The sequence below is a fragment of the Streptomyces mirabilis genome (assembly GCF_039503195.1).
In the GTDB taxonomy this organism is placed as follows: Bacteria; Actinomycetota; Actinomycetes; order Streptomycetales; family Streptomycetaceae; genus Streptomyces; species Streptomyces mirabilis_D.
The window spans coordinates 8,782,524-8,805,592 of record NZ_JBCJKP010000001.1; the positions used below are offsets into that span (position 1 = coordinate 8,782,524).

23 protein-coding genes and 3 pseudogenes are annotated in these 23,069 nt (G+C 70.2%); 17 read left to right on the top strand and 9 right to left on the bottom strand.

The genetic code is table 11. The features are described from left to right. Nucleotides 1-19: 19 nt before the first annotated feature. From AAFF41_RS39725 to AAFF41_RS39790, 14 genes and pseudogenes are all read left to right on the top strand, one after another. Nucleotides 20-1,240 carry an ABC transporter substrate-binding protein gene (locus tag AAFF41_RS39725; RefSeq protein ID WP_319749372.1) on the top strand — a complete coding sequence of 407 codons (1,221 nt, stop codon included), beginning with the start codon at nt 20-22 and terminating at the stop codon, nt 1,238-1,240. 10 nt (nt 1,241-1,250) lie between these two features. Beyond that, a complete protein-coding gene (locus AAFF41_RS39730; protein ID WP_343325520.1) occupies nt 1,251-2,141 on the top strand; it encodes an ABC transporter permease in 891 nt (296 codons plus the stop codon). Between the two features lie 10 nt (nt 2,142-2,151). Then, the gene (locus tag AAFF41_RS39735; protein WP_319749370.1) at nt 2,152-2,967 is read left to right on the top strand and encodes an ABC transporter permease; all 816 of its coding nucleotides are present in this window, start codon (nt 2,152-2,154) and stop codon (nt 2,965-2,967) included. A gap of 118 nt (nt 2,968-3,085) precedes the next feature. After that, entirely contained in the window at nt 3,086-4,237 is a 1,152-nt protein-coding gene (locus AAFF41_RS39740; RefSeq protein ID WP_343325521.1) for an NAD(P)/FAD-dependent oxidoreductase, read from the top strand. After that, nucleotides 4,234-4,533: a (2Fe-2S)-binding protein gene (locus AAFF41_RS39745; protein ID WP_319749368.1), complete on the top strand. Its 300-nt coding sequence runs from the start codon at nt 4,234-4,236 to the stop codon at nt 4,531-4,533. Before AAFF41_RS39740 ends, AAFF41_RS39745 begins: the two co-directional genes overlap by 4 nt. Then, nucleotides 4,523-5,998: an FAD/NAD(P)-dependent oxidoreductase gene (locus tag AAFF41_RS39750; protein ID WP_319749367.1), complete on the top strand. Its 1,476-nt coding sequence runs from the start codon at nt 4,523-4,525 to the stop codon at nt 5,996-5,998. Before AAFF41_RS39745 ends, AAFF41_RS39750 begins: the two co-directional genes overlap by 11 nt. Before the next feature lie 78 nt (nt 5,999-6,076). Beyond that, complete coding sequence (locus AAFF41_RS39755) at nt 6,077-6,973, top strand: dihydrodipicolinate synthase family protein (protein ID WP_319749365.1); 897 nt, start codon at nt 6,077-6,079, stop codon at nt 6,971-6,973. Nucleotides 6,974-7,030: 57 nt separating this feature from the next. Then, nucleotides 7,031-8,032 carry a proline racemase family protein gene (locus AAFF41_RS39760; RefSeq protein WP_343325522.1) on the top strand — a complete coding sequence of 334 codons (1,002 nt, stop codon included), beginning with the start codon at nt 7,031-7,033 and terminating at the stop codon, nt 8,030-8,032. Between the two features lie 58 nt (nt 8,033-8,090). Further along, the gene (locus AAFF41_RS39765) at nt 8,091-8,783 is read left to right on the top strand and encodes a GntR family transcriptional regulator (RefSeq protein WP_319749363.1); all 693 of its coding nucleotides are present in this window, start codon (nt 8,091-8,093) and stop codon (nt 8,781-8,783) included. Nucleotides 8,784-8,846: 63 nt separating this feature from the next. Next, nucleotides 8,847-9,844, top strand: a pseudogene (locus tag AAFF41_RS39770) (LacI family DNA-binding transcriptional regulator). Nucleotides 9,845-10,002: 158 nt separating this feature from the next. After that, nucleotides 10,003-11,352 (top strand): extracellular solute-binding protein, encoded by a 1,350-nt coding sequence (locus tag AAFF41_RS39775; protein WP_343325523.1) that lies wholly within the window; start codon nt 10,003-10,005, stop codon nt 11,350-11,352. Between the two features lie 8 nt (nt 11,353-11,360). Then, nucleotides 11,361-12,332: a carbohydrate ABC transporter permease gene (locus AAFF41_RS39780; RefSeq protein WP_319749358.1), complete on the top strand. Its 972-nt coding sequence runs from the start codon at nt 11,361-11,363 to the stop codon at nt 12,330-12,332. Then, the gene (locus tag AAFF41_RS39785) at nt 12,329-13,210 is read left to right on the top strand and encodes a carbohydrate ABC transporter permease (RefSeq protein WP_054236069.1); all 882 of its coding nucleotides are present in this window, start codon (nt 12,329-12,331) and stop codon (nt 13,208-13,210) included. The genes AAFF41_RS39780 and AAFF41_RS39785 overlap by 4 nt, the downstream gene beginning before the upstream one ends. A 30-nt stretch (nt 13,211-13,240) precedes the next feature. Beyond that, entirely contained in the window at nt 13,241-14,833 is a 1,593-nt protein-coding gene (locus AAFF41_RS39790; RefSeq protein ID WP_343325524.1) for a glycoside hydrolase family 13 protein, read from the top strand. A gap of 15 nt (nt 14,834-14,848) precedes the next feature. Here the strand turns inward: AAFF41_RS39790 and AAFF41_RS39795 are convergent. The 5 genes and pseudogenes from AAFF41_RS39795 to AAFF41_RS39815 all read right to left on the bottom strand — a co-directional run. Beyond that, a pseudogene (locus AAFF41_RS39795) lies at nt 14,849-15,148 on the bottom strand (hypothetical protein); the annotation flags it as partial. Between the two features lie 86 nt (nt 15,149-15,234). Further along, nucleotides 15,235-16,170, bottom strand: coding sequence for a PDR/VanB family oxidoreductase (locus AAFF41_RS39800; protein ID WP_343325525.1), 936 nt, complete (start codon nt 16,168-16,170; stop codon nt 15,235-15,237). Then, on the bottom strand, nt 16,167-16,358 hold the full coding sequence (locus AAFF41_RS39805; protein WP_343325526.1) for a hypothetical protein: 192 nt from the start codon (nt 16,356-16,358) through the stop codon (nt 16,167-16,169). The genes AAFF41_RS39800 and AAFF41_RS39805 overlap by 4 nt, the downstream gene beginning before the upstream one ends. After that, nucleotides 16,355-17,419 (bottom strand): aromatic ring-hydroxylating dioxygenase subunit alpha, encoded by a 1,065-nt coding sequence (locus AAFF41_RS39810; RefSeq protein WP_343325527.1) that lies wholly within the window; start codon nt 17,417-17,419, stop codon nt 16,355-16,357. Before AAFF41_RS39810 ends, AAFF41_RS39805 begins: the two co-directional genes overlap by 4 nt. A 190-nt stretch (nt 17,420-17,609) precedes the next feature. Further along, a complete protein-coding gene (locus AAFF41_RS39815) occupies nt 17,610-18,506 on the bottom strand; it encodes a helix-turn-helix transcriptional regulator (protein WP_319749279.1) in 897 nt (298 codons plus the stop codon). Nucleotides 18,507-18,723: 217 nt separating this feature from the next. On the opposite strand from AAFF41_RS39815, the gene AAFF41_RS39820 reads away from it, so the two are divergent. Continuing rightward, on the top strand, nt 18,724-19,050 hold the full coding sequence (locus AAFF41_RS39820; RefSeq protein ID WP_319749278.1) for a carboxymuconolactone decarboxylase family protein: 327 nt from the start codon (nt 18,724-18,726) through the stop codon (nt 19,048-19,050). Nucleotides 19,051-19,104: 54 nt separating this feature from the next. Next, nucleotides 19,105-19,423, top strand: a pseudogene (locus AAFF41_RS39825) (SDR family oxidoreductase); the annotation flags it as partial. Nucleotides 19,424-19,579: 156 nt separating this feature from the next. Here AAFF41_RS39825 and AAFF41_RS39830 read toward each other — a convergent pair. The 4 genes from AAFF41_RS39830 to AAFF41_RS39845 all read right to left on the bottom strand — a co-directional run bounded on the left by AAFF41_RS39830 (nt 19,580) and on the right by AAFF41_RS39845 (nt 21,646). Further along, nucleotides 19,580-19,852: a hypothetical protein gene (locus AAFF41_RS39830; RefSeq protein ID WP_319749277.1), complete on the bottom strand. Its 273-nt coding sequence runs from the start codon at nt 19,850-19,852 to the stop codon at nt 19,580-19,582. Between the two features lie 62 nt (nt 19,853-19,914). Then, the gene (locus AAFF41_RS39835; RefSeq protein ID WP_319749276.1) at nt 19,915-20,355 is read right to left on the bottom strand and encodes a hypothetical protein; all 441 of its coding nucleotides are present in this window, start codon (nt 20,353-20,355) and stop codon (nt 19,915-19,917) included. Beyond that, nucleotides 20,352-21,353, bottom strand: coding sequence for a metallophosphoesterase family protein (locus tag AAFF41_RS39840; protein WP_343325528.1), 1,002 nt, complete (start codon nt 21,351-21,353; stop codon nt 20,352-20,354). The genes AAFF41_RS39835 and AAFF41_RS39840 overlap by 4 nt, the downstream gene beginning before the upstream one ends. Next, a complete protein-coding gene (locus AAFF41_RS39845) occupies nt 21,350-21,646 on the bottom strand; it encodes a plastocyanin/azurin family copper-binding protein (RefSeq protein ID WP_319749274.1) in 297 nt (98 codons plus the stop codon). The genes AAFF41_RS39840 and AAFF41_RS39845 overlap by 4 nt, the downstream gene beginning before the upstream one ends. 818 nt (nt 21,647-22,464) lie before the next feature. On the opposite strand from AAFF41_RS39845, the gene AAFF41_RS39850 reads away from it, so the two are divergent. Beyond that, a complete protein-coding gene (locus tag AAFF41_RS39850) occupies nt 22,465-23,067 on the top strand; it encodes a sigma-70 family RNA polymerase sigma factor (protein WP_143656290.1) in 603 nt (200 codons plus the stop codon). Nucleotides 23,068-23,069: the final 2 nt, after the last annotated feature.

Sequence of the window (23,069 nt, forward strand, 5' to 3'; positions counted from 1 at the left end):
GCTCAGTCCCCCCTCACGTATGGAGTACGTCGTGCGTCCCAACCGAACCCTCCGCACCTCTCTTCTCGCGTTCACCGCCGTCGCGCTGCTCCTCGCCACGGCCGCCTGCGGGTCGTCCGACTCGGGCGCCTCCTCGGCCACCGGCCTCAACCCCCCCGACCTCAAGGCGCAGTCGAAGCTGGGCAAGACCGAGGGTCAGGTCAACCTGGTCGCCTGGGCCGGGTACGTCGAGGACGGCTCCAACGACCCCAAGGTCGACTGGGTGAGCGACTTCGAGAAGCAGACCGGCTGTCAGGTCAACTCCAAGGTCGCCGCCAGCTCCGACGAGATGGTCAAGCTGATGAAGACCGGCCAGTACGACGCCGTCTCCGCGTCCGGTGACGCGTCCCTGCGCCTCATAGCCTCCGGCGACGCGGCCCCGGTCAACACCAGCCTCGTGCCGAACTACAAGGACGTCTTCAGCGGCCTGAAGAACGGTCCCTGGAACTCCGTCGACGGCAAGATGTACGGCATCCCGCACGGCCGCGGCGCCAACCTGCTGATGTACAACACGCAGAAGGTCACGCCCGCCCCCACCTCCTGGTCCGCGGTCTTCGACGACGCCCCGAAGCACAAGGGGCACGTGACGGCGTACGACTCGCCGATCTACATCGCCGACGCGGCGCTGTATCTGAAGGCGACCAAGCCGGAGTTGAAGATCAAGAACCCCTACGCGCTGGACCAGAAGCAGTTCGACGCGGCCGTCGCGCTGCTGAAGAAGCAGAGCGGGAACGTGGGGGAGTACTGGAGCGACTACCTCAAGGAGATCTCCGCCTTCAAGAGTGGTGACTCCGTGGTCGGCACCACCTGGCAGGTCATCGCCAACCTCGCGCAGGACGAGGGCGCCAAGGTGAAGGCCTTCGTGCCCAAGGAAGGCTCCACCGGATGGTCGGACACCTGGATGATCTCCGCCAAGGCCAAGCACCCCAACTGCGCCTACAAATGGATGGACTGGATCATCTCGCCGAAGGTGAACGCCCAGGTCGCCGAGTACTTCGGTGAGGCCCCGGCCAACTCCAAGGCGTGCACCGAGACCAGCGACAAGTCCTTCTGCGACACCTTCCACGCCGCCGACGAGAGCTATTGGAAGAACATCGCCTTCTGGAACACGCCCATCGAGCAGTGCCTGGACGGCCGCACCGACGTGAAGTGCGTGCCGTACGCGAAGTGGGTCCAGGCCTGGACCGAGATCAAGGGCTGAGAGACAACCGATGACCTCCACCGCGCAGGCCGCCGGACGGTCCCCCGTCCGGCGGCTCGCCGGGACCCTGCACCGCCGGCCGCGGCTCAGGCTGTCCCTGCTGCTCATCGCGCCGCTGCTGTGGCTGGCCGTGCTCTACCTCGGCTCGCTGGCCGTGCTGTTCGTCTCGGCGTTCTGGACGACCAACTCCTTCACCTCCGAGGTCGTGAAGGTCTGGTCGACCGACAACTTCCATGCCCTGTTCACGACGCCTGTCTTCCGTCAGGTGATCCTGCGCAGCATCGGTGTGGCGCTCGCCGTCACCGCTCTGTCCGCCGTGATCGCCTTCCCGGTCGCCTTCTACACGGCCCGCGTCGCCAAGCCCAGGTGGCGGCCGTTGCTCGTGGTCGCCATTCTCACGCCGCTGTGGGCGAGTTACCTCGTCAAGGTGTACGCCTGGCGGCTGATCCTCTCCCAGGGAGGGTTCGCCGACTGGATGTTGAAGCCCTTCGGGCTCAGTGGGCCGGGATTCGGCCTGTTCGCGACGATCATCGCGCTGACCTACCTCTGGCTGCCGTACATGATCCTGCCGATCCACACGGCACTGGAGCAGCTGCCCGCCAACCTGCTCGACGCCTCGGCGGACCTGGGCGCCCGCGCCGGACGCACCTTCCGCTCGGTCGTGGTCCCGATGGTGCTGCCGTCCGTGGCGGCCGGCTCGGTCTTCACCTTCTCGCTCAGCCTCGGGGACTACATCACCGTGCAGATCGTCGGCGGCAAGACCCAGCTGATCGGCAACCTCGTCTACTCCAACATCGAACTGAACCTGCCCATGGCCGCCGCGCTCGGCACGGTCCCCGTCGTCGTCATCGTGCTCTACCTGCTCGCGATGCGGCGCACGGGCGCCTTGAGCAGTCTCTGAGGAGCCCGCCGTGCAACTCTCCCGTTCCGCGCGCATCGCGCTCCGCGTCGCCGCCGGGGTCGGCTTCGCGTTCATCTACGTCCCGCTCGCGCTGGTCCTGGTCAACTCCTTCAACCCGGACCGCAGCGCGAGCTGGCCGCCGTCCGGACTCACCTTCCGCTGGTGGTCGGTCGCCTGGGAGAACGAGGGTGCCCGCGCGGCGCTCTGGGTCTCGGTGAAGGCGGGCCTCGGCGCCACGGCCATCGCCCTGGTGCTGGGCACGCTGATCGCCTTCGCCGTGGCCCGGCACCGGTTCTTCGGCCGCGACGCCATCTCGTTCGTGGTCGTCCTGCCGATCGCGTTGCCCGGCATCGTCACGGGTATCGCGCTCAACTCGGCGTTCAGTACGGTACTCGAGCCACTCGGCGTCGGTCTCGGTCTGTTCACCGTGATCGTCGGTCACGCCACCTTCTGCATCGTGGTCGTCTTCAACAACGTCGTCGCGAGGCTTCGTCGTACCTCGGGCTCGTACGAGGAAGCGGCGATGGATCTGGGCGCGGACACCTTCCGGGCCTTCGCCGACGTCACCTTTCCGCTGGTGCGCTCGGCCCTGCTGGCGGGGGGACTGCTCGCCTTCGCGCTCTCCTTCGACGAGATCGTGGTGACGACGTTCACGGCCGGGCCCGGCATCGAGACCCTGCCGATCTGGATCTTCAACAACATGACGCGGCCTCAGCAGGCCCCGGTCGTGAACGTCGTGGCGGCGGTGCTCGTCCTGCTCTCCGTGCTCCCGATCTACGCGGCCCAGCGGCTGTCCGCCGACACGGCGTCCGGGAGCCGGGTGTGAACGGGAGCGGGAGGTGGTGCGGGCCGGCTACCCGGTGAACTCCCGCATCCGACGCGCGCCGCCGTGGACTGTTCCGGCCGTGCTTCCCGACCAGAGAAGCATGTGACATAGTACTGGCGTGAGCGAGCGACCGACCTGTGATGTCGTGGTCGTCGGAGCCGGAATGGTCGGCGCGGCCTGCGCGCTGTACGCGGCCCGGGCGGGCCTCGACGTCGCTCTGGTGGACCGCGGCCCGGTGGCCGGCGGGACCACTGGCGCCGGTGAGGGCAATCTGCTCGTCTCCGACAAGGAACCCGGGCCCGAACTCGACCTCGCGCTGCTGTCGGGGCGTCTGTGGGCCGACCTCGGGGAGGAGCTGGGCGAGGCCTTCGAGTACGAGGCCAAGGGGGGCGTCGTCGTGGCCGCCACGCCCGAGGGGCTCACCGCGCTGGAGACGTTCGCGGCGGGACAACGAGCCGCCGGCGTCGCGGCGGTGCCGGTCGCCGCCGACCAACTGCACGCCTTGGAACCCCACTTGGCACCCGGCCTCACGGGCGCCGTGCACTACCCCCAGGACACCCAGGTGATGCCGGCGCTCGCCGCGGCGCACCTCGTACGGGCCTCGGGAGCACGGCTGCTGACGGGGCGGACGGTGACCGAGGTGCTGCGCACGGCGGACGGGGCGGTACGCGGCGTGCGGACCGACCGTGGTGACCTCCACGCCCCGGTGGTCGTCAACGCGGCCGGCACCTGGGGTGCCGAAGTGGCCGCGCTCGCGGGCGTCTTCCTGCCCGTTCTGCCCCGACGCGGCTTCGTGCTGGTGACCGAACCACTGCCGCGCCGGGTGCGGCACAAGGTGTATGCCGCGGACTACGTCGCCGACGTGGCCAGCGACTCGGCCGCGCTGGGTACCTCACCCGTCGTGGAGGGCACCGCGGCGGGGCCCATCCTGATCGGCGCGAGTCGTGAACGGGTCGGCTTCGACCGGTCGTTCTCGCTGCCGGCCGTACGGGCGCTGGCGGCCGGGGCGACCAGACTGTTCCCGTTCCTCGCCGACGTACGGGCCCTGCGGACGTATCTGGGCTTCCGGCCGTACATGCCCGACCACCTGCCCGCGATCGGCCCCGATCCACGGGTGCCGGGGCTCTTCCACGCCTGCGGGCACGAGGGCGCGGGAATCGGCCTCGCCACCGGCACCGGGCGGCTGATCGCGCAGGCCGTCGCGGGCGGGACGCCCGACCTGGACCTCACGCCGTTCCGGCCCGACCGCTTCCCGGAGGAGGGCGGGTGAATCCCCTGGAGCTGGTCGGGGCCGAGCCGGGCCCCGCGTTCACCCTCACCCTGGACGGCCGCGAGATCACGGCCCTGCCCGGGCAGACCGTCGCCGCCGCGCTGTGGGCGGCGGGCGTCACCTCCTGGCGCGTCACCCGCGGCGCGGGACGCCCGCGCGGCGTCTTCTGCGGCATCGGCGTCTGCTTCGACTGCCTGGTGACCGTCAACGACCGCCCCAACCAGCGGGCCTGCCTGGTGCCGGTCCGAGCGGGCGACACGATCCGTACACAGGAGGGGACGGGCCATGGCGACTGAGCGACCGCACCTCGCGGTGATCGGCGCGGGACCGGCCGGGCTGGCCGCGTCCCTGGCCGCCGCGGCGCGCGGTGTCCGGGTCACGCTGATCGACTCGGCGGCCGGAGCGGGCGGCCAGTTCTACCGCCGGCCCCCGGCGGGACTCGGGGCCCGGCGCCCGGAGGCGCTGCACCACCGGTGGCGGACCTGGCGGCGCCTCGGGGACGCGCTGGCCGCGCGGGTCGAGGCGGGCACGATCAGGCATCTGGCGGACCATCATGTGTGGTGCGTCGAAGCCGTGGAACCTGGGGAACTCTTCGAGCCCGCCGTCCCCGAGGCGCCGCCGGACACCGCGCCGCTCCCTGCCCGGCCCGGCTCGGCCGGCTTCGTCGTGCACGCGCTGCTCGGCCCCCTCCAGGAGGAGCCCGTCACCGTCCGCGCGGACGCCGTGCTTCTCGCCACCGGTGGGTACGAGAAGGTGCTGCCGTTCCCGGGCTGGACCCTCCCCGGGGTCGTCACCGCCGGTGGTGCGCAGGCCATGCTGAAGGGCGGCCTCGTCGTCCCCGGACAGCGGGCGGTCGTGGCGGGGACCGGGCCCCTGCTGCTGCCCGTGGCGACCGGGCTCGCCGCGGCGGGGGTCGAGGTCGCCGCCCTCGTCGAGTCCGCCGACCCGAAGGCGTTCCTGCGGCGGGCCGTGGCACTGGCCGCACAGCCCGGGAAGGTCGCCGAAGGAGTGCGGTACGGCGCCCAACTCCTGCGGCACCACGTCAGGTTGCTCCCACGACACACCGTCGTCGCGGCACACGGCGAGCGGCGGCTCGACGCCGTGACCGTCGCCGCGCTCGACACCCACGGACGGGTCGGCCCCGGCACCCGGCGGCGCATCGCGTGTGACACGGTCGCCGTCGGTCACGGCATGCTGGCGCACATCGACCTCGCCGAGTCGCTCGGCTGCCGTATCGACGGCCTGAACGTCGCCGTGGACGAGGAGCAGCGCACCGACGTGCCCGGCGTATGGGCCGCGGGCGAGACCACCGGCATCGGTGGCGCGGCACTGGCGCTCGCCGAGGGGCACATCGCGGGAGGCTCGGCCGCGGCCCGGCTGACGGGGACGCGGCCCGACCCGCACACATGGGCGCGCGCCGCCAGGTCCCGCAGGAGAGCGCGGGAGTTCTTCGCCGCGCTCGACACCGTCTACGCGCCGCCCGCGCACTGGACGGATCAGGTCACCGACGAGACCGTCGTGTGCCGCTGCGAGGAGGTCACCGCCGGTGCGGTCAGGAACGCCGTCGACGAGCTCGGCGCGGGCGACGTAAGGACCGTGAAGCTGCTCACCCGCGCGGGGATGGGCTGGTGCCAGGGCCGGATGTGCGAGCCCGCCGTCGCCGGACTCGCCGGATGCGAACAGGCACCCGCGCGGCGGTTGTTGGCACGCCCGGTACCGCTCGGGGTGCTGGCGAGGGCCGGGGATCCCGAGGACGACTGACCACCTTCGTACCGCCCCGCCCCGCCCCACCGCGACCGATCGTCAGTGAAATGTCACACACCACGGAGGGAACCGCTCATGACCGCCACCGAGAACCGTCCCTGGCGCGGCGTCCTCGTCGCCACCGCGCTCCCGCTGAACGACGACCTCTCCGTCGACTACGACCGCTATGCGCGGCACTGCGCCTGGCTCGTCGAGAACGGCTGTGACGGGGTCGTGCCCAACGGCTCGCTCGGCGAGTACCAGGTGCTCACGCCCGAGGAGCGCGCGAAGGTCGTCGAGACGGCGGTGTCGGCGATCGGCGGCTCCCGCGTGATGCCCGGCGTCGCCGCCTACGGCTCCGCCGAGGCCCGCCGCTGGGCCGAGCAGGCCCGCGACGCCGGCTGCCGGTCCGTGATGCTGCTGCCGCCGAACGCCTACCGCGCCGACGAGCGTTCCGTCCTCGCCCACTACGAGGCGGTCGCCGAGGTGGGCGTCCCGGTCGTCGCGTACAACAACCCCATCGACACCAAGGTCGACCTGGTGCCCGAACTGCTCGCGAAGCTGCACGCGGAGGGGTACATCCACGGCGTCAAGGAGTTCTCCGGCGATGTCCGCCGCGCCTACCGGATCGCCGAACTCGCCCCCGAACTCGACCTGTTGGTCGGAGCCGACGACGTCCTGCTGGAGCTGGCCGTCGCGGGCGCCAAGGGCTGGGTGGCCGGCTACCCGAACGCGCTGCCCGCCGCGAGCGTCGAGCTGTACCACGCGGCCGTCGAGGGCGACCTCGACACGGCACGGCTGCTCTACCGCCGGCTGCACCCGCTGCTGCGCTGGGACTCCCAGGTCGAGTTCGTCCAGGCCATCAAGCTGTCCATGGACATCGTGGGCCGACACGGCGGGCGGGTGCGCCCACCGCGCGTCCCACTGCTGCCCGAGCAGGAGGCCATGGTCCGCGCCGCCACCGAGAAGGCCCTCGCCGCCGGTCTCGCCTGAGCGGCGCTCCTCGAGTGCGCCAAGTTCCCAGCGATCAGCAGGAGTTAGGGAGATCCCATGCGCAGCAGACTCGTCCTGCACGCCGTCGACTCGCACACCGAGGGCATGCCCACCCGGGTGATCACCGGCGGCATCGGGACCATCCCCGGCGCGACCATGAACGAGCGGCGGCTGTACTTCCGCGAGCACCGCGACGACATCAAGCGGCTTCTGATGAACGAGCCGCGCGGCCACTCCGCGATGAGCGGCGCCATCCTCCAGCCGCCCACCCGCCCGGACTGCGATTACGGCGTCCTCTACATCGAGGTATCGGGCTACCTCCCGATGTGCGGGCACGGCACCATCGGCGTGGCGACCGTCCTGGTGGAGACGGGCATGGTCGAGGTCGTCGAGCCCATCACCACGATCCGGCTCGACACCCCGGCCGGCCTCGTCGTCGCCGAGGTCGCGGTCGAGGACGGCGCCGCCCGCGCGGTCACGCTCAAGAACGTGCCGTCCTTCTCGGCGGGCCTCGACCGCAAGGCCACCCTGCCCGACGGCCGGACGGTGACGTACGACCTCGCGTACGGCGGCAACTTCTACGCCATCCTGCCGCTGGAGCGGTTCGGCCTGCCCTTCGACCGGTCGAGAAAGGAGGAGATCCTCGCCGCCGGACTGTCGCTGATGGCGGCCGTCAACGCCGAGGACGAGCCGGTCCACCCCGAGGACCCGTCCATCCGCGGCTGCCACCACGTCCACCTGTACGCGCCCGGCGCCACCGCCCGTCACTCGCGCCACGCCATGGCGATCCACCCCGGCTGGTTCGACCGCTCGCCCTGCGGTACGGGCACCAGCGCGCGCATGGCGCAACTGCACGCCCGCGGTGAACTCCCCCTGCACACGGAGTTCGTGAACGAGTCCTTCATCGGGACGCAGTTCACGGGACGACTGCTCGGCACGACCGAGGTCGCCGGAATCCCGGCGGTGCTGCCCAGCTTCGCCGGCCGCGCCTGGATCACCGGCACCGCCCAGTACCTCCTGGACCCGACCGACCCCTTCCCGGCGGGCTTCGTGCTCTAGAGATACTGATGTCACGTGACATTGCACAAACCCGCCATGCCGTACGAGGAGTCGACCCATGCCCGCCACGCGCAGCAGCGCACCCTCCGCCGCTCCCGCCGCCCTGCCCGTCCTCGGCGGCAAGAAGAGCAGCTATCGCGAGCGCGTCGCCGACGCCCTGCGGGCCGCGCTGATCGCGGGCGAACTGCGGGCCGGCGAGGTGTACTCCGCGCCGACGCTCGCCGCCCGCTTCGGCGTCTCGGCGACACCGGTGCGCGAGGCCATGCTCGACCTCGCCAAGGAGGGACTGGTCGACACGGTGCCCAACAAGGGCTTCCGGGTCACCGCGGTCTCCGAGAAGCAGCTCGACGAGTACACCCACATCCGCGCGCTGATCGAGATCCCCACCACCGTGCAGCTGGCCACCACCGCGGATCCGGTCTCCCTGGAGGCGCTGCGCCCGGCCGCCCGGGAGATCGTGACCGCGGCGGCGGCCGGTGACCTCATCGCCTACGTCGAGGCGGACATCCGCTTCCACCTCGGTCTGCTCGCCCTCGCGGGCAACGCCCACCTGGTCGAGGTCGTCGGCGACCTGCGCAAGCGCTCACGCCTGTACGGCCTCAACGCCCTGGCCGAGGCGGGCCGCCTCCAGGATTCCGCCGAGGAGCACCTCGAACTCCTCGACGCCCTTGTGGACCGCGACCCCGAGGCCGTACGGAGGGTCATGACCCGGCACCTGGGCCATGTCCGCGGCCTGTGGGCGGCCCACTAGGTTCGACTGGGCCAAGTGAGTGTTACGCAAGCAGTTTGCATTTCTTGCGCTATTCTTGCGCTCATGACGCGACGACTTGCTCAGGTGGCGAAGAAGGTCGGGGTCAGCGAGGCCACGGTCAGCCGGGTGCTCAACGGGAAGCCCGGTGTCTCCGACTCCACCCGACAGGCGGTGCTCTCTGCGCTGGACGTGCTCGGCTACGAGCGGCCCACCCAGCTGCGCGGTGAGCGAGCGCGGCTCGTGGGGCTCGTCCTGCCCGAGCTGCAGAACCCGATCTTCCCGGCGTTCGCCGAAGTGATCGGCGGGGCGCTCGCCCAGCTCGGGCTGACGCCGGTGCTCTGCACCCAGACCAAGGGCGGCGTCTCCGAGGCGGACTATGTGGAGCTGCTGCTCCAACAGCAGGTCTCCGGAGTGGTGTTCGCGGGCGGACTGTACGCGCAGGCCGACGCCCCGCACGAGCACTACCGGCAGCTCGCGGACCGCAACATTCCGGTGGTGCTGGTCAACGCGGCCATCGAGCACCTCGGCTTCCCGTGCGTCTCCTGCGACGACGCCGTGGCGGTCGACCAGGCCTGGCGCCACCTCGTCTCGCTCGGCCACGAGCGCATCGGTCTGGTGCTCGGGCCCGCCGACCACATGCCCTCGGCGCGGAAGCTGGCGGCGGCCCGCGCGATCGCGCCCGAGCTGCCCGACGCGCACATCGCGCGGGCCATGTTCTCGATCGAGGGCGGCCACGCGGCGGCCGCCCGGCTCATCGACCGCGGGGTCACCGGTTTCATCTGCGCCAGCGACCCGCTCGCCCTCGGTGTCGTGCGCGCCGCCCGTCGCAAGGGACTCGGCGTGCCCTCACAGGTGTCCGTCGTCGGCTACGACGACTCCGCGCTGATGAACTGCACCGAGCCGCCCCTGACCACCGTCCGCCAGCCCATCGAGTCGATGGGCCGGGCGGCCGTCGAGCTGCTCAACGCGCAGATCGGGGGAGCAGCGTGACCGCCGAAGAGCTTTTGTTCGAGCCGGAGTTGGTGGTCCGGGGGTCCACCGCGCAAGCGCCCCGCCTCTGAGATCCATTCTGCTGTCAAATAATTCCAGATTCTGCGCGACATCTTGCGGACCCTTGTCGGCGGTGCTTGAGTGTGCGGCGCCAGCACACGGCGGTGCGCCAGATCAAGGTGGCGTGCCCCCGTGGGCCTTCCTCGCTCCTGCCCAAAGGGGTCCACCGATGAGAAGTACCGGGTTCCGCCGTACCTTCGTCGTACTCACGGCGTCCGCCCTCGCGCTCACCGCCACCGCCTGCGGAGGCAGCAGCGACGGCTCCGCGGGTGGCAAGACCCGCATCGCGGTCAACTGCATGCCTCCGAAGAGCGCCAAGGTCGACCGCTCGTTCTTCGAGGCCGACATCAAGGCGTTCGAGAAGCAGAACCCGGACATCGACGTCGTCGCGCACGACGCGTTCCCCTGCCAGGACCCCAAGACGTTCGACGCCAAGCTCGCCGGCGGCCAGATGGAGGACGTCTTCTACACGTACTTCACCGATTCCAAGCACGTCGTCGACATCAACCAGGCCGCCGACATCACGTCGTACGTCAAGGACCTCAAGAGCTACGGCACCATCCAGCAGCAACTGCGCGACATCTACACCGTCGACGCTAAGATCTACGGGGTGCCGCGCACCGGCTACTCGATGGGACTCATCTACAACCGCAAGCTCTTCCAGAAGGCCGGTCTCGACCCCGACAAGCCCCCGGCGACCTGGGAAGAAGTGCGCGCGGACGCCAAGAAGATAGCCGCGCTCGGCGGCGGCACCGTCGGCTACGCCGACTACAGCGCCCAGAACCAGGGCGGCTGGCACTTCACCGCCGAGATGTACTCGCAGGGCGGCGACGTCGTCACGCCGGACGGCAAGAAGGCCAGTGTCGACACCCCGGAGGGCAAGGCCGTCCTGCAGAACCTGCACGACATGCGCTGGAGCGACAACTCCATGGGCAGCAAGCAGCTCCTCGTCATCAACGACGTCCAGCAGCTGATGGGCTCCGGCAAGCTCGGCATGTACCTCTCCGCGCCCGACAACATCCCGATCCTCGTCAAGGAGAAGGGCGGCAACTACGACGACCTCGCCCTCGCGCCCATGCCCGGCGGCAAGGGCACGCTCATCGGCGGCGACGGCTACATGTTCAACAAGAAGGACAGCCCCGAGCAGATCAAGGCCGGCCTGAAGTGGCTCGACCACATGTTCCTCACCCCCGGAAAGGGCTTCCTCGGCGACTACGCCCGCGCCAAGCAGAACAACGCCCCCGTCGGCCTCCCCGAGCCCCGGCTCTTCACCGGCGCCGCCGATGCGAAGGACCAGCAGGTCAAGAAGGCCAACGCCAATGTGCCCGTGAAGAACTACCAGGCCTTCCTGGACGGCAACCAGAGCCTGCAGATGAAGATCGAGCCGCCTCAGGCCCAGCAGATCTACTCGGTTCTCGACGGAGCCGTCTCCGCGGTCCTCACCAAGAAGGACGCGAACGTCGACCAGCTCCTGAAGGACGCCTCCGGGAAGATCGACTCCATCCTGGCCCGGGGCTGACCAGGCGTATGAAGACCGCATCGAAGCCCGTGGTGCTCCCTCCGGCCGCCGTCGGCGCGCCGGAGGTGCCGCGGTCGGCCGGGCGCCGGGCAGGGGGCCCATGGCGCCGGCGCCTGGCCGACCAGTCCCGCGCGTACGCCTTCCTCGTCGGCGGCCTGCTCTGCTTCGCGCTGTTCTCCTGGTACCCCGCGATCCGCGCGGTCGTGATCGCCTTCCAGAAGTACACGCCGGGCTCACCGCCCCAGTGGGTCGGCACCGCCAACTTCACCCGTGTCTTCCACGACCCGGAGTTCACCGCGGCCTGGCGCAACACGTTCACCTTCACGCTCCTCGCCCTGCTCATCGGCTTCGCGGTCCCGTTCGTGATGGCCCTGGTCCTCAACGAACTCCGCCACGCGAAGGCCTTCTTCAGGGTCGTGGTGTACCTGCCGGTGATGATCCCGCCGGTGGTCAGCGCCCTGCTGTGGAAGTGGTTCTACGATCCCGGAGCGGGCCTCGCCAACGAGGCACTGCGCTTTCTGCACCTGCCCACCTCGAACTGGTCCAACGGCGCCGACACCGCGCTCGTCTCCCTGGTCATCGTGGCGACCTGGGCCAACATGGGCGGCACGGTCCTGATCTACCTGGCCGCGCTCCAGGGCATCCCGGGGGAGCTGTACGAGGCGGCGGAACTGGACGGCGCGAACATCCTCCAGCGCATCCGGCACGTGACGATCCCACAGACCCGGTTCATCGTCCTCATGCTGATGCTGCTTCAGATCATCGCCACGATGCAGGTCTTCACCGAGCCGTTCGTCATCACCGGCGGCGGCCCCGAGAACGCCACGGTCACCGTCCTCTACCTCATCTACAAGTACGCGTTCCTCTACAACGACTTCGGCGGCGCGTGCGCGCTGAGCGTCATGCTCCTCGTGCTGCTCGGCCTCTTCTCCGCGGTCTATCTGCGGCTGACCCGCTCGTCGGGAGAGGAGTACTCATGAGCAGCGGCACCCGCACCCTGGTCTCCCCGCTCACCCTCGCCCGCCCCCGCGGCAAGGCCCTCTACTGGACCGTCTTCACGGCCGTCGTCCTGCTCTTCGCGCTCGCCTTCCTCTTCCCGGTCTACTGGATGGTCACCGGCGCGATGAAGTCCCCGGACGAGGTGACGCGGACCCCGCCGACCCTCGTGCCCCAGGCATGGCATCTCAGCGGCTACACCGACGCCTGGGACCTGATGGACCTGCCCACCCACCTGTGGAACACGGTGGTGCAGGCGGCCGGCGCCTGGCTGCTCCAGCTCGTGTTCTGCACGGCCGCCGCGTACGCCCTCTCCAAGCTGAAGCCGGCCTTCGGCAAGGTGATCCTCGGCGGCATCCTCGCCACCCTGATGGTCCCGGCGCAGGCGCTCGTCGTACCGAAGTACCTGACCGTCGCCGACCTCCCGCTGATCCACACCAGCCTGCTCAACGACCCGCTCGGCATCTGGCTGCCCGCCGTGGCCAACGCCTTCAACCTCTATCTCCTCAAGCGCTTCTTCGACCAGATCCCGCGCGATGTCCTGGAGGCCGCCGAGATCGACGGCGCCGGACGGCTGCGCACCCTCTGGTCCATCGTGCTGCCCATGTCCCGCCCCGTCCTGGGCGTCGTGTCGATCTTCGCCCTGGTCGCCGTCTGGCAGGACTTCCTCTGGCCGTTGATGGTCTTCTCCGACACCGACAAGCAGCCGATCAGCGTGGCCCTCGTCCAGCTGTCACAGAACATCCAGCTGACCGTGCTCATCGCCGCGATGGTGATCGCCAGCATCCCCATGGTCCTGATGTTCCTGGTGTTCCAGCGGCACATCATCGCCGGGATCAGCGCGGGCAGCACGAAGGGCTGACACCGACCCCGCAACAGAAAGGCAGGCACCGTGGGACAGCCCACCCATGCCCAGAACTGGTGGCGCTCCGCCGTCATCTACCAGGTGTACGTCCGCAGCTTCGCGGACGGCGACGGCGACGGCACCGGCGACCTCGCGGGGGTCCGCGCCAAACTCCCGTATCTCGCCGAACTCGGCGTGGACGCGCTGTGGTTCAACCCCTGGTACCTGTCCCCGATGAAGGACGGAGGCTACGACGTCGCCGACTACCGGGTCATCGACCCGGCCTTCGGGACGCTCGCCGAGGCGGAGAAACTCATCGCCGAGGCGAAGGAGCTGGGCATCCGCACGCTCGTCGACATCGTGCCCAACCACGTCTCCGACCAACACCCCTGGTTCCGGGCCGCCCTGGCCGGGGGACCCGAACGCGAACTCTTCCACTTCCGTCCCGGACGCGGCGAACACGGTGAACTCCCGCCCAACGACTGGCCGTCCCAGTTCGCGGGCTCCGCCGAGCCCGTCTGGACCCGGCTGCCCGACGGCACCTGGTACCTCCACCTGTTCACTCCCGAGCAGCCCGACCTCAACTGGGCGCACCCCGCCGTCCGCCAGGAACACGAGGAGATCCTGAGGTTCTGGTTCGAGCGCGGCGTGGCGGGCGTCCGCATCGACTCGGCCGCCCTGCTCGCCAAGGACCCGGACCTCCCCGACTTCGTCGAGGGCCGCGATCCGCATCCGTACGTCGACCGTGACGAGCTCCACGACATCTACCGCTCCTGGCGGACGATCGCCGACGCCTACGACGGCATCTTCGTCGGCGAGGTCTGGCTCCCCGACACCGAGCGCTTCGCCCGCTATCTGCGCCCCGACGAGCTGCACACCGCCTTCAACTTCTCCTTCCTGTCCTGCCCCTGGGACGCAGGGCGCCTGCGGACGTCCATCGACGAGACCCTCGCCGAACACGCGCCGGTCGGCGCGCCCGCCACCTGGGTGCTGTGCAACCACGACGTGACCCGCACGGTCACCCGCTACGGCCGCGCCGACAGCGGCTTCGACTTCGCCACCAAGGCCTTCGGCATCCCGACCGACCTCGCTCTGGGCACCCGCCGGGCCCGCGCCGGGGCCCTGCTCTCCCTCGCTCTGCCAGGCGCCGTCTACCTCTACCAGGGCGAGGAGCTGGGCCTGCCCGAGGCCGAGATACCCCGCGACCGCATCCAGGACCCGATGCACTTCCGCTCCGGCGGCACCGACCCGGGCCGGGACGGCTGCCGGGTCCCGCTCCCGTGGACGGCCGACGCGCCGTACGCGGGCTTCGGCGGCGAGCCCTGGCTGCCGCAGCCGAGCGGCTGGTCCGCGTACGCCGCCGACCTCCAGGCCGCCGACCCCGGCTCGATGCTCTCCCTCTACCGCGCGGCCCTGACGATCAGGCCGGAGTTCGGCGACGGCCCGCTCACCTGGCTGCACACGCCCGAGGGGGTACTCGCCTTCGCCCGGCCCGGGCAGGAGGGACGGCTGCTGTGCGTCGTGAACCTCGCGGACGCACCCGCCGACCTCCCCGCCCACTCCCGACTCCTCCTCGGCAGCGGTCCCCTGGACCCACAGGGGCGACTGCCGAAGGACACGGCGGTCTGGCTGCGCGGCTGAGACCGCGTCGGCTCATTACACCCAGGGCACCCTCGCTCGACTGAGGTGGAGGCGTAACTCAGGTGAGCGTCTTTTCGGGGGGACCGGTATCGCTCCCCCGCGCTTCGCCGCCTGGATCTGCTCGTAGACACGGGTCCGCAGCTCGGCGAAGCGCGGGGCGACCCGGGTGTGCAACTGGTCCCGCTCGTCCGGCAGATCGACCTTCGGCTGCTCCTGTACGACGGTGGGTGAGGCGGAGAGGATCAGGACCCGTTCGCCGAGGTACACGGCCTCGTCGATGTCGTGGGTGACGAACACGACGGTGATGCCGCCCTCGTACGGCGGGGTCAATGTTTTGGCCAACAATATTGTTGACAGTTGCGTCGAGCCCGCGCGGAGGCGGGCCTCCAGGGCCCCGCGGCTCACAAGTCCAGCACGAGCCGCTTCCCGAGACACCGGGAGACACAGATCAGCATGGTCTCGCCCGCCTCCCGCTCCTCGTCCGTGAGCACCGAGTCCCGGTGGTCCGGGGTCCCTTCGAGGACATCCGTCTCGCAGGTCCCGCAGGTGCCCTCGGTGCAGGAGAAGAGCACCTCGACGCCCGCGCCGCGCACGGTGTCGAGCACGGAGACATCCGCGGGGACGGTCAGCGTACGCCCGCTGCGCGCGAGCTCCACCTCGAACTCGCCGTCCCCGCCCGTCTCCTGAACCTTCGGCCGGAAACGCTCGACGCGGAGCAGCCCGGCGGGGCAGCGCGCCTCCACGGCGTCCAGCAGCGGGCCGGGACCGCAGCAGTAGACGAGCGTGCCCTCGGGGACCCCGGTCAGGACGGAGTCGAGGTCCAGCAGTCCGCACTCGTCCTGCGGAGCGACGGTCACCCGGTCCCCGTACCGCTCCAACTCCCCGGTGAACGCCATGGAGCCGCGTGTCCGCCCGCCGTACAGCAGAGTCCACTCGGCGCCCGCCGCCTGCGCCGCGGCGAGCATCGGCAGGATCGGGGTGATGCCGATGCCGCCCGCGACGAAGCGGTAGCGGGCGGCGGGCGCGAGCGCGAAGTGGTTGCGCGGGCCGCGGACCCGGACCTTGTCGCCCGCGCCCAACTGCTCGTGGACATACGAGGATCCGCCGCGCCCGTCCGGTTCCCGCAGCACCGCGATCCGCCACGCCCGACGGTCCGCGGGATCCCCGCACAGCGAGTACTGTCGCTCGAGGCCGGCCCCGAGCACGACGTCGACGTGGGCGCCGGGCTCCCATCCGGGGAGTTCCTCGCCGAGCGGGTGGCGCAGGGTGAGGGAGAGCACGCCATCGGCCACGAACTCCCTCTCCCCCAGGACGAGTTCGATATCGTAGGAGCTCATGATCCAAGCCCCCGTGACTCCTGCGGCCGATGTCCATCGGGGTGGCCGAGCATCCACTCCCACATCTCGATCGGGTCCTGGGCGCTGTGCTCGGCACCGCAGTGGCAGGTGCCGTGCAGCACGTCGGTGCCCGGGATCCAGTCGATGCGGTAGATCTCGCGGGTCGCGAGGCGGGGAGGCGTGGTCACAGGACCTTCTCCATCGGCTTGTCGCCCTCCTCGACCAGGCGGGCGAGGATGCGCCGGGCCGCGAGACCGCCGGTGTCGATGTTGATGCTCAGCTCCTGGTAGCCCGTCCGCTCGGTGCCGAGGGTCTTCTGCAGCAGGTTGAGCGCGTCGACGTCCTGCATCACCACGGTGTGGTTGAAGTCCCGCAGGAACGTGGTGACTTCCTCGTCGTCCCTCGCGAAGTCCCGGGAGACCGCCCAGAAGTCGTAGACATGGCCGTCGCTCGACGGAGTGATCGCGTAGGTGATCTCGGTGTGGAAGCCGTTCGGATCGCCGCCGTCAGCCTCGGGCAGCACCCCGACCGGGGCGATCCGGCTGTGCAGCAGATACAGGCACGGCGCGTGGTACTCGATGTCCTGCCACCGGGTGATCCGGCCCTCGATGCCGGTCGAACGGGCGTAGAACGGCGGACACTCGGCGTCGTCCATGTGCCGGCTGACCCGTACGATGCCCGCGCCCTCGTCGACCTCGGTGGTGATCGGCGTCTCGGCGACCTCGGGGGTGCCGATGTAGCCGCCGTGCAGATACGTCTCGTGCGAGAGGTCGAGCAGATTGTCGACCAGCAGCCCGTAGTCGGCGTCGATGGGCTCCATGCCGCACACGGTGGTCCAGTCCGGCGAGTCCATGTGCCGGGCGCGCGGGACGTTCACCGGGTCGGCGAGCGCCGGGTCGCCGATCCAGACCCAGACGAACGAGTCCTGCTCGACGACGGGGTACGAGGCGACCCGGGCCGTGCGCGGTATGCGCTTCTGCCCCGGCACGTACACACAGCTGCCGGTCGTGTCGTACGTGAACCCGTGGTAACCGCACACGATCCTGTCGCCGTCGAGCCGGCTCTCCGAGAGCGGGAAGCGGCGGTGCACACACCGGTCCGCCAGCGCGACGGCCGTCCCGTCGTCCTCCGTCCGGTAGAAGACGAGCGGTTCACCGAGGATCGTCCGACCGAGCAACTCCCGCCCGACCTCGTGCGAGTAGGCGGCGACGTACCACTGGTTCCTGGCGAAGGCGGTCATGTGAGGCATCTGGGTCCCGTCCCTGTCGGCGGGGCGCCGTCGCCCCGCGTGCCGTGGTTGGGAACAGGGTCGTGAGGTGCGCGGTGGCTCGGCAAGGCGGCTTCTGCCAGGCGGAAGAGCTTCCGTGAAGAGGCTGCCTTGCGAACTCGGCGCCCGCGTTTGGGCTGTGCAACCGCAAGGCGGCGTGGGAAGGCTCCCGCTAGGCGCTCTGTTCGCCGCCGGCGGCCGCGGTGTCCCCTTGGCCGTCCTGGTCGAGGGTGGCGGCCCAGCTGGCGAGGAGCTTGAGGCTGTCGTGGGACGGGCTGCCGGGTTCGGCGCTGAGCGCGGTGAGGGTGAGGCCGGGGTCGGTCGGGATGGGCATGGTCTCGAAGGGGAGGGAGAGTGCGCCGACCGCGGGGTGGTGGAAGTGCTTGACGCCGGTCTGGTGCAGGCGCACATCGTGGGCGGCCCACAGGGTGCGGAACTTCTCGCTGCGGGTGGAGAGTTCGCCGATGAGGTCGGTGAGGTCCCGGTTGTACGGGTCGCGTCCCGCCTCGGTGCGCAGCAGCGCCACCGCTCCGGCCGCCTGGGCCTCCAACTGGGGCAGGAAGTCGGCCGCACCGGCGTTGAGGAACTCGTACCGGGCGAGGTTCACGGGCCGGGCCGGGTCGGCGAACACCGGGTCGTACAGGGCGCGGCCGAGCCGGTTGGTGGCGAGGATGTCGAGGCGGCCGTTGCGGATGAAGACCGGTGCCTCGGTCATCGCGTCGAGCAGGTGCTGAAGGCTGGGACGGATGGGCTGCGAGAGCCGGCGGCGCGGTGCGCGGCGGGTGGTGTTGGCGGTGCGGGACAGGTCGTCGAGGTGGGCGCGCTCGGCCTCGTCGAGCCGGAGGGCGCGGACGAGTGAGTCGAGGACGGTTTCCGAGACGCCGGAGAGGTTGCCGCGCTCCAGGCGGGCGTAGTACTCGGCGCTGACGCCGGCGAGCAGCGCGACTTCTTCCCTGCGTAGCCCCTTGACGCGCCGGTTGCCGGTGTGGACGGGCAGCCCCGCCTGCAGTGGCGTGATCTTGGCATGGCGGCTGGTCAGGAACTCGCGTACCTCGCTCCGGTTGTCCATGGCTTCGAGGCTACGTCGGCTTCCTCGGCGGTGTCTCCGGCGGCGGGGTGTACTGCCAGTACACGTATCAACGAGTTCTTCCACGCGCTTGTGACCTGCGGTTCCATCGGTTGTGGCGCAGGCTGCGCCGGCGCCGCCCCGCCGTTCGGCGGGCCGGTGAACGCCACCGGGACGCGTGGACATGTGGACATGCGGACACGTGGAAAGGACACGAACCATGACGGAGAAGACGCCCCGGCCGGGTCCGCGGGAGCTGTTCGGGGACATCGCGCCCGCGCTGGCCGGCTACAGCGAGGACGTGCTGTTCGGGCAGGCCTGGAAGAGCCCGGAGCTGTCACCGAGGGACCGCAGCCTGGTGACCGTGGCCGGCCTCATCACCGGCGGCAACAGCGAGCAGCTCACCTTCCACCTCCCCCTGGCCCGGCAGAACGGCGTCACCGAGGCGGAGCTCATCGAGACGATCACCCACATGGCGTTCTACGCCGGCTGGCCCAAGGCGATGTCCGCCCTGACCGTGGCCCGGGAAGTGTTCCGCGCGGCCTGACCCCGGCCCGCCTGCCGAACCTGAGCATCCGTACCTCGCGCTGATCACAGCTGAGTGGGCCTGCCCGAACGGGCCGCCTCCCACGCCTCCAAGCACGGCGTGATCGGCCTGACCAGGAGCGTCGCCGTCGAGTATGCCTCCAAGGGCATCCGGACCAACGCGGTGTGCGGCGGGAGTGATCGACACTCCCATGGTCGCGGACATGCTCGAAGGGCAGGCCGAGGCCATGGCGGAGATCACGAGGCAGCAGGCGATCGGACGGCTGGGGCGGGCCGATGAGATCGCCGCGGCCGTCCTGTGGCCCTGCAGCCGCGCCGCGAGCCTCGTCGTCGGCGTGGCGCTGCCCGCCGACGGCGGATACACCACGCACTGAACGACCCGTACACCTCGATCGGCGGCGGGCGGACGGCACACGGTCGCAGGCCCTTCCCGTCGGGTCGCCACCCACCGCACACGGAGAACCCACGACGGTGGCTCGGCGAGGCGGCTTCTGCCGGGCGGAAGGCCTTCCGTAGATCGGTGGTTCGGGTCAGCTCGGTCGGTGGGGGAGCAGGGTCGCCCTCAGGTCGTTCGCGGTGATCTGGTCGGCGGGGCGGTGGAGTGTCCAGCGATGGGCCTCGCCGTCCATCGGCACCACGGCGACGACGGTCTCCAGCGGTGGGCGGCCGGGTTCGCTGCGGGTGAGTTGGCGGATGACGACGGCGGTGTCGTTGTCCAGGCCGAGCAGGTCCCGCACGGCGTCCTTCAGTGCGCGGAGGTGCGGGCTCGGCCCGGCGGTTCCTGGGCGTGGTTCCAGGTACATGGGGATACTCCTTGGTTCTGGGCCATCCTGAGCGGCTTGGCCGTGGTGGTTCAGGTGATGGTTCAGTTGGCGGCCCGCTCCCGGACGGGTGTCCTGACGGGTGTTCGGGCAGCGCGATGTTGCCTCGTCACGGTCATCTGCCAGACCGAGAGGAGCAGCAGTGTGCCGATTTCGGTGAGGAGACTGAGGAGGGCCTGTGGGGCGGGCTGCAGGCCGTGTTCGGTGAATCCGAAGACGCCGACCGTGCGTGAGGCGGTGAAGCCGGCGAGGGCGCCGAGCGTGACGCCGGCCGCGGCGGCCCTCAGGAGCAGGGGTGGTGTGCCCGTCAGCAGCAGGACGGCGAGGGCGAAGGAGGCGCTCGCCTGGAGCAGGAACAGGGGGCCGATGATGTGGATGAAGCGGTACTCGTCGACGTAGAGCTGGGCGTGTATGTATCCGCCGGCGGCGAGGGTGACGGCGCTCGCCGATCGCAGGGTGGGGGCGAGGAGCCTTCGGGCGTTCATGCCAGCCTCTGATCCTTGACGGCCAGCTCGCGGTCGCCCTGGCGGTAGCCGACGGTGCGGATGCCGAGTGCGTCCTTGAGCTGCCGGGCGGGGACGACCTGCGGAGTGGGGGCGGGGGCACGGCCCGGTTTGGGCAGGGGGTAGGCGGTGGTGGTGGCGGAGTGGAAGGTGATGTTGCCGTCTGTCTTGGTGAACAGCTGGTGGACGTGCCCGTTGAGACAGGTGACGGAGGAGAAGCGGCGCAGGAGGGCGATGACCTTGAGGGCGTCGTCGGTGCTCCAGCCCCACTGCGGGTACATGGCGAACAGCGGGATGTGGCTGAAGACCACGATGGGGGTGTCCGACGACAGTCCGGCGATGTCCCTGCGGACGAAGTCGATCTGGTCGTTGCCGAGATGGCCGAGTTTCTCCAGGCTCAGGGTGTTGACCAGGGCGATGAAGTGCACGCCGTGGGTGTCGAAGCTGTACCAGCCATCGCCGAGCGTGCCCATGCCGAAGGTCTGCCGGTAGGCGCGGCCCGCGTCGCCGATGGAGTCGTGCTCGCCCGGTACGGTGAAGACACGGTCTGTCTGCATACCGGTCAGCATCTGCTTGACCTGGTCGAACTGGCCGGCCGTGGACAGGTGGGTCAGGTCGCCGCTGTGCATGACGAAGTCAGGCCTGAATCCGAGCGAGTTGACCTGGTTGATCGCTTCGGTGAATGAGCCGACCACGTCCGTGTTCGCCGGGCCCCGGAACCCGATGTGGCTGTCGGAGACCTGCACGAACCGCAGCGAGCTGTTCGCCGCCGCGGTGGCGCCGGCGGCGGTCATGGAGTCGGGTTCCCGGGAGTCGGCGATGTGGCTGATCACATCTCCACTGGCCACGGTCAGCACCACGGCGCCGCCGAACCACCCCGCGTGGCGGAGGAGTTGGCGCCGGGACATGCCGTGCTCCGTGGCGGGCTGCTCGGCATCGCCGGCCGACGCGCCGTCGTGACTGTCGTAGTAGCCGGTCATCGGGTCACCTCCACGGTGGCGGTCATGAACGGATGGATGGTGCAGAGGTAGGAGTAGGTGCCGGGCTTGGTGAACGTGTAGCTGTAGGTCGCGTGGGTGTTCAGGGCCGCCGAATGCAACGCGCCGCCCGATCCCGCGCTGGTGACCGTGTGGGCGTCGGTGTCCTGATTGGTCCAGGTCACCGTCGTGCCCACCTTGACCTTGAGCGTGGCCGGGGAGAACGCGAAGTTCTTGATCGCCACGGCGTCCCCGGCCACCGGCGCGGCCGACGCGCTCGTGCTCGGGGGGCTCATGGGCATGCTCATGCTGGGCATGGGCGTGGTGCCGGGAGCGGAACCCGCCGTGTTCCCCGGTCCGGCGGCACCGGGCATCCCGGCCGTCTGGTGCTGACCTGCTCCGGGTGTGATGGCGCCGGTTCCGGTGGACGAGGCATGCGACGACTGGCCGCATGAGCTGAGGAGTCCCAACGCGACGGCGGTGGCGACGGCCGGCCCGGCCGCGGCGCGTGATCGCCGGCCTGGCGTACGAAGGTTCAGGTGCATGGTGTTCGTTCCTCACTGATCAAGGCAGGGATGGGGCAGGTGCCGACTGAGCATCCGCAGTGATGTGTGGTGGATGCCGTGTCACGGCCGCGCGCCCCTGACGGAACCTGTGAGCGCTGGTGCTGCCCTTGTGCCGGCCGGCCGCCTCGGCATGCCCCGCGCCGTGCATCCGCACGTGCGTGCCGTGAAGTCGCGGGAGGCAGGCGGCAGTTCCGCATCCGGGGCCGCGAGCGGCGCGTCGTACGCGTCGAGCACTCCGTAGGACCGTTGTCGTGGTGTGCGCGGGGCGAGTGCGGCCGGCGCCCTGGGTGAGCGCGCCGCGTCGTGTCTCTCGGTCACCTCTGATCCGTCCTTGCCGTGTGGGGAATGGTGGAGGAGTGCCGCGTAAGTCGGCTCTTGTATGGCTCCACGGGCGGCGAGGGCGCTCGGTTCGGTAGATATGCACTTTTTATGACGCTTCTTGGTGATCGCCGTGGAACGGTCGCCCCCGGTGCTCCGCTCGCGGAGCGTCACCTTTGCCGCGCCGTGCGTTACACGACAAAGCGATACATGTGCGCGATGATCGACTTATGCCCTGGAGTTCCCGAAAACGTGATCAAAAGACCGATCCGGATGACTCCGCGCACCGTGTCTCTGGTAAAGGGACCCTTTCGACCGCAGACGAGGAACTGCTGCGCACTCTGTACGCGGAGCACGCGGGACCCCTGTTCCACTACGTGCTGCGACTGACCTCAGGAGACTGGCAATGGGCGGAGGATGTCGTGCAGGAGACGCTGCTGCGGGCGTGGCAGCATCCCGCCGCGTTCGACCCGGCACGCGGCCCGGCCCGGGCATGGCTGTGTACGGTGGCCCGGCACCTGGTCATCGACGCCCACCGGGCCCGGCGGGCCAGACCGGCCGAGGTCGGCGGGGAGGCGCTGGAGCGAGCCGCCGAGCAGGCGCCGGGCGAGGACGAGATCGAGCAGGCACTGCAGAGCTGGGCGGTGGCCGATGCCATCCGGACGCTCACCCCGGACCATCGCGCGATCCTGCTGGAGACCTACTACCGGGGCCGGACCATGACGGAGGCCGCCCGGGTGCTGGGGATCCCGCTGGGCACCGTGAAGTCGCGGACGTACTACGCCCTGCACGCCCTGCGGCTGGCGCTGCTGGAACGGGGCATCGAGCCATGACC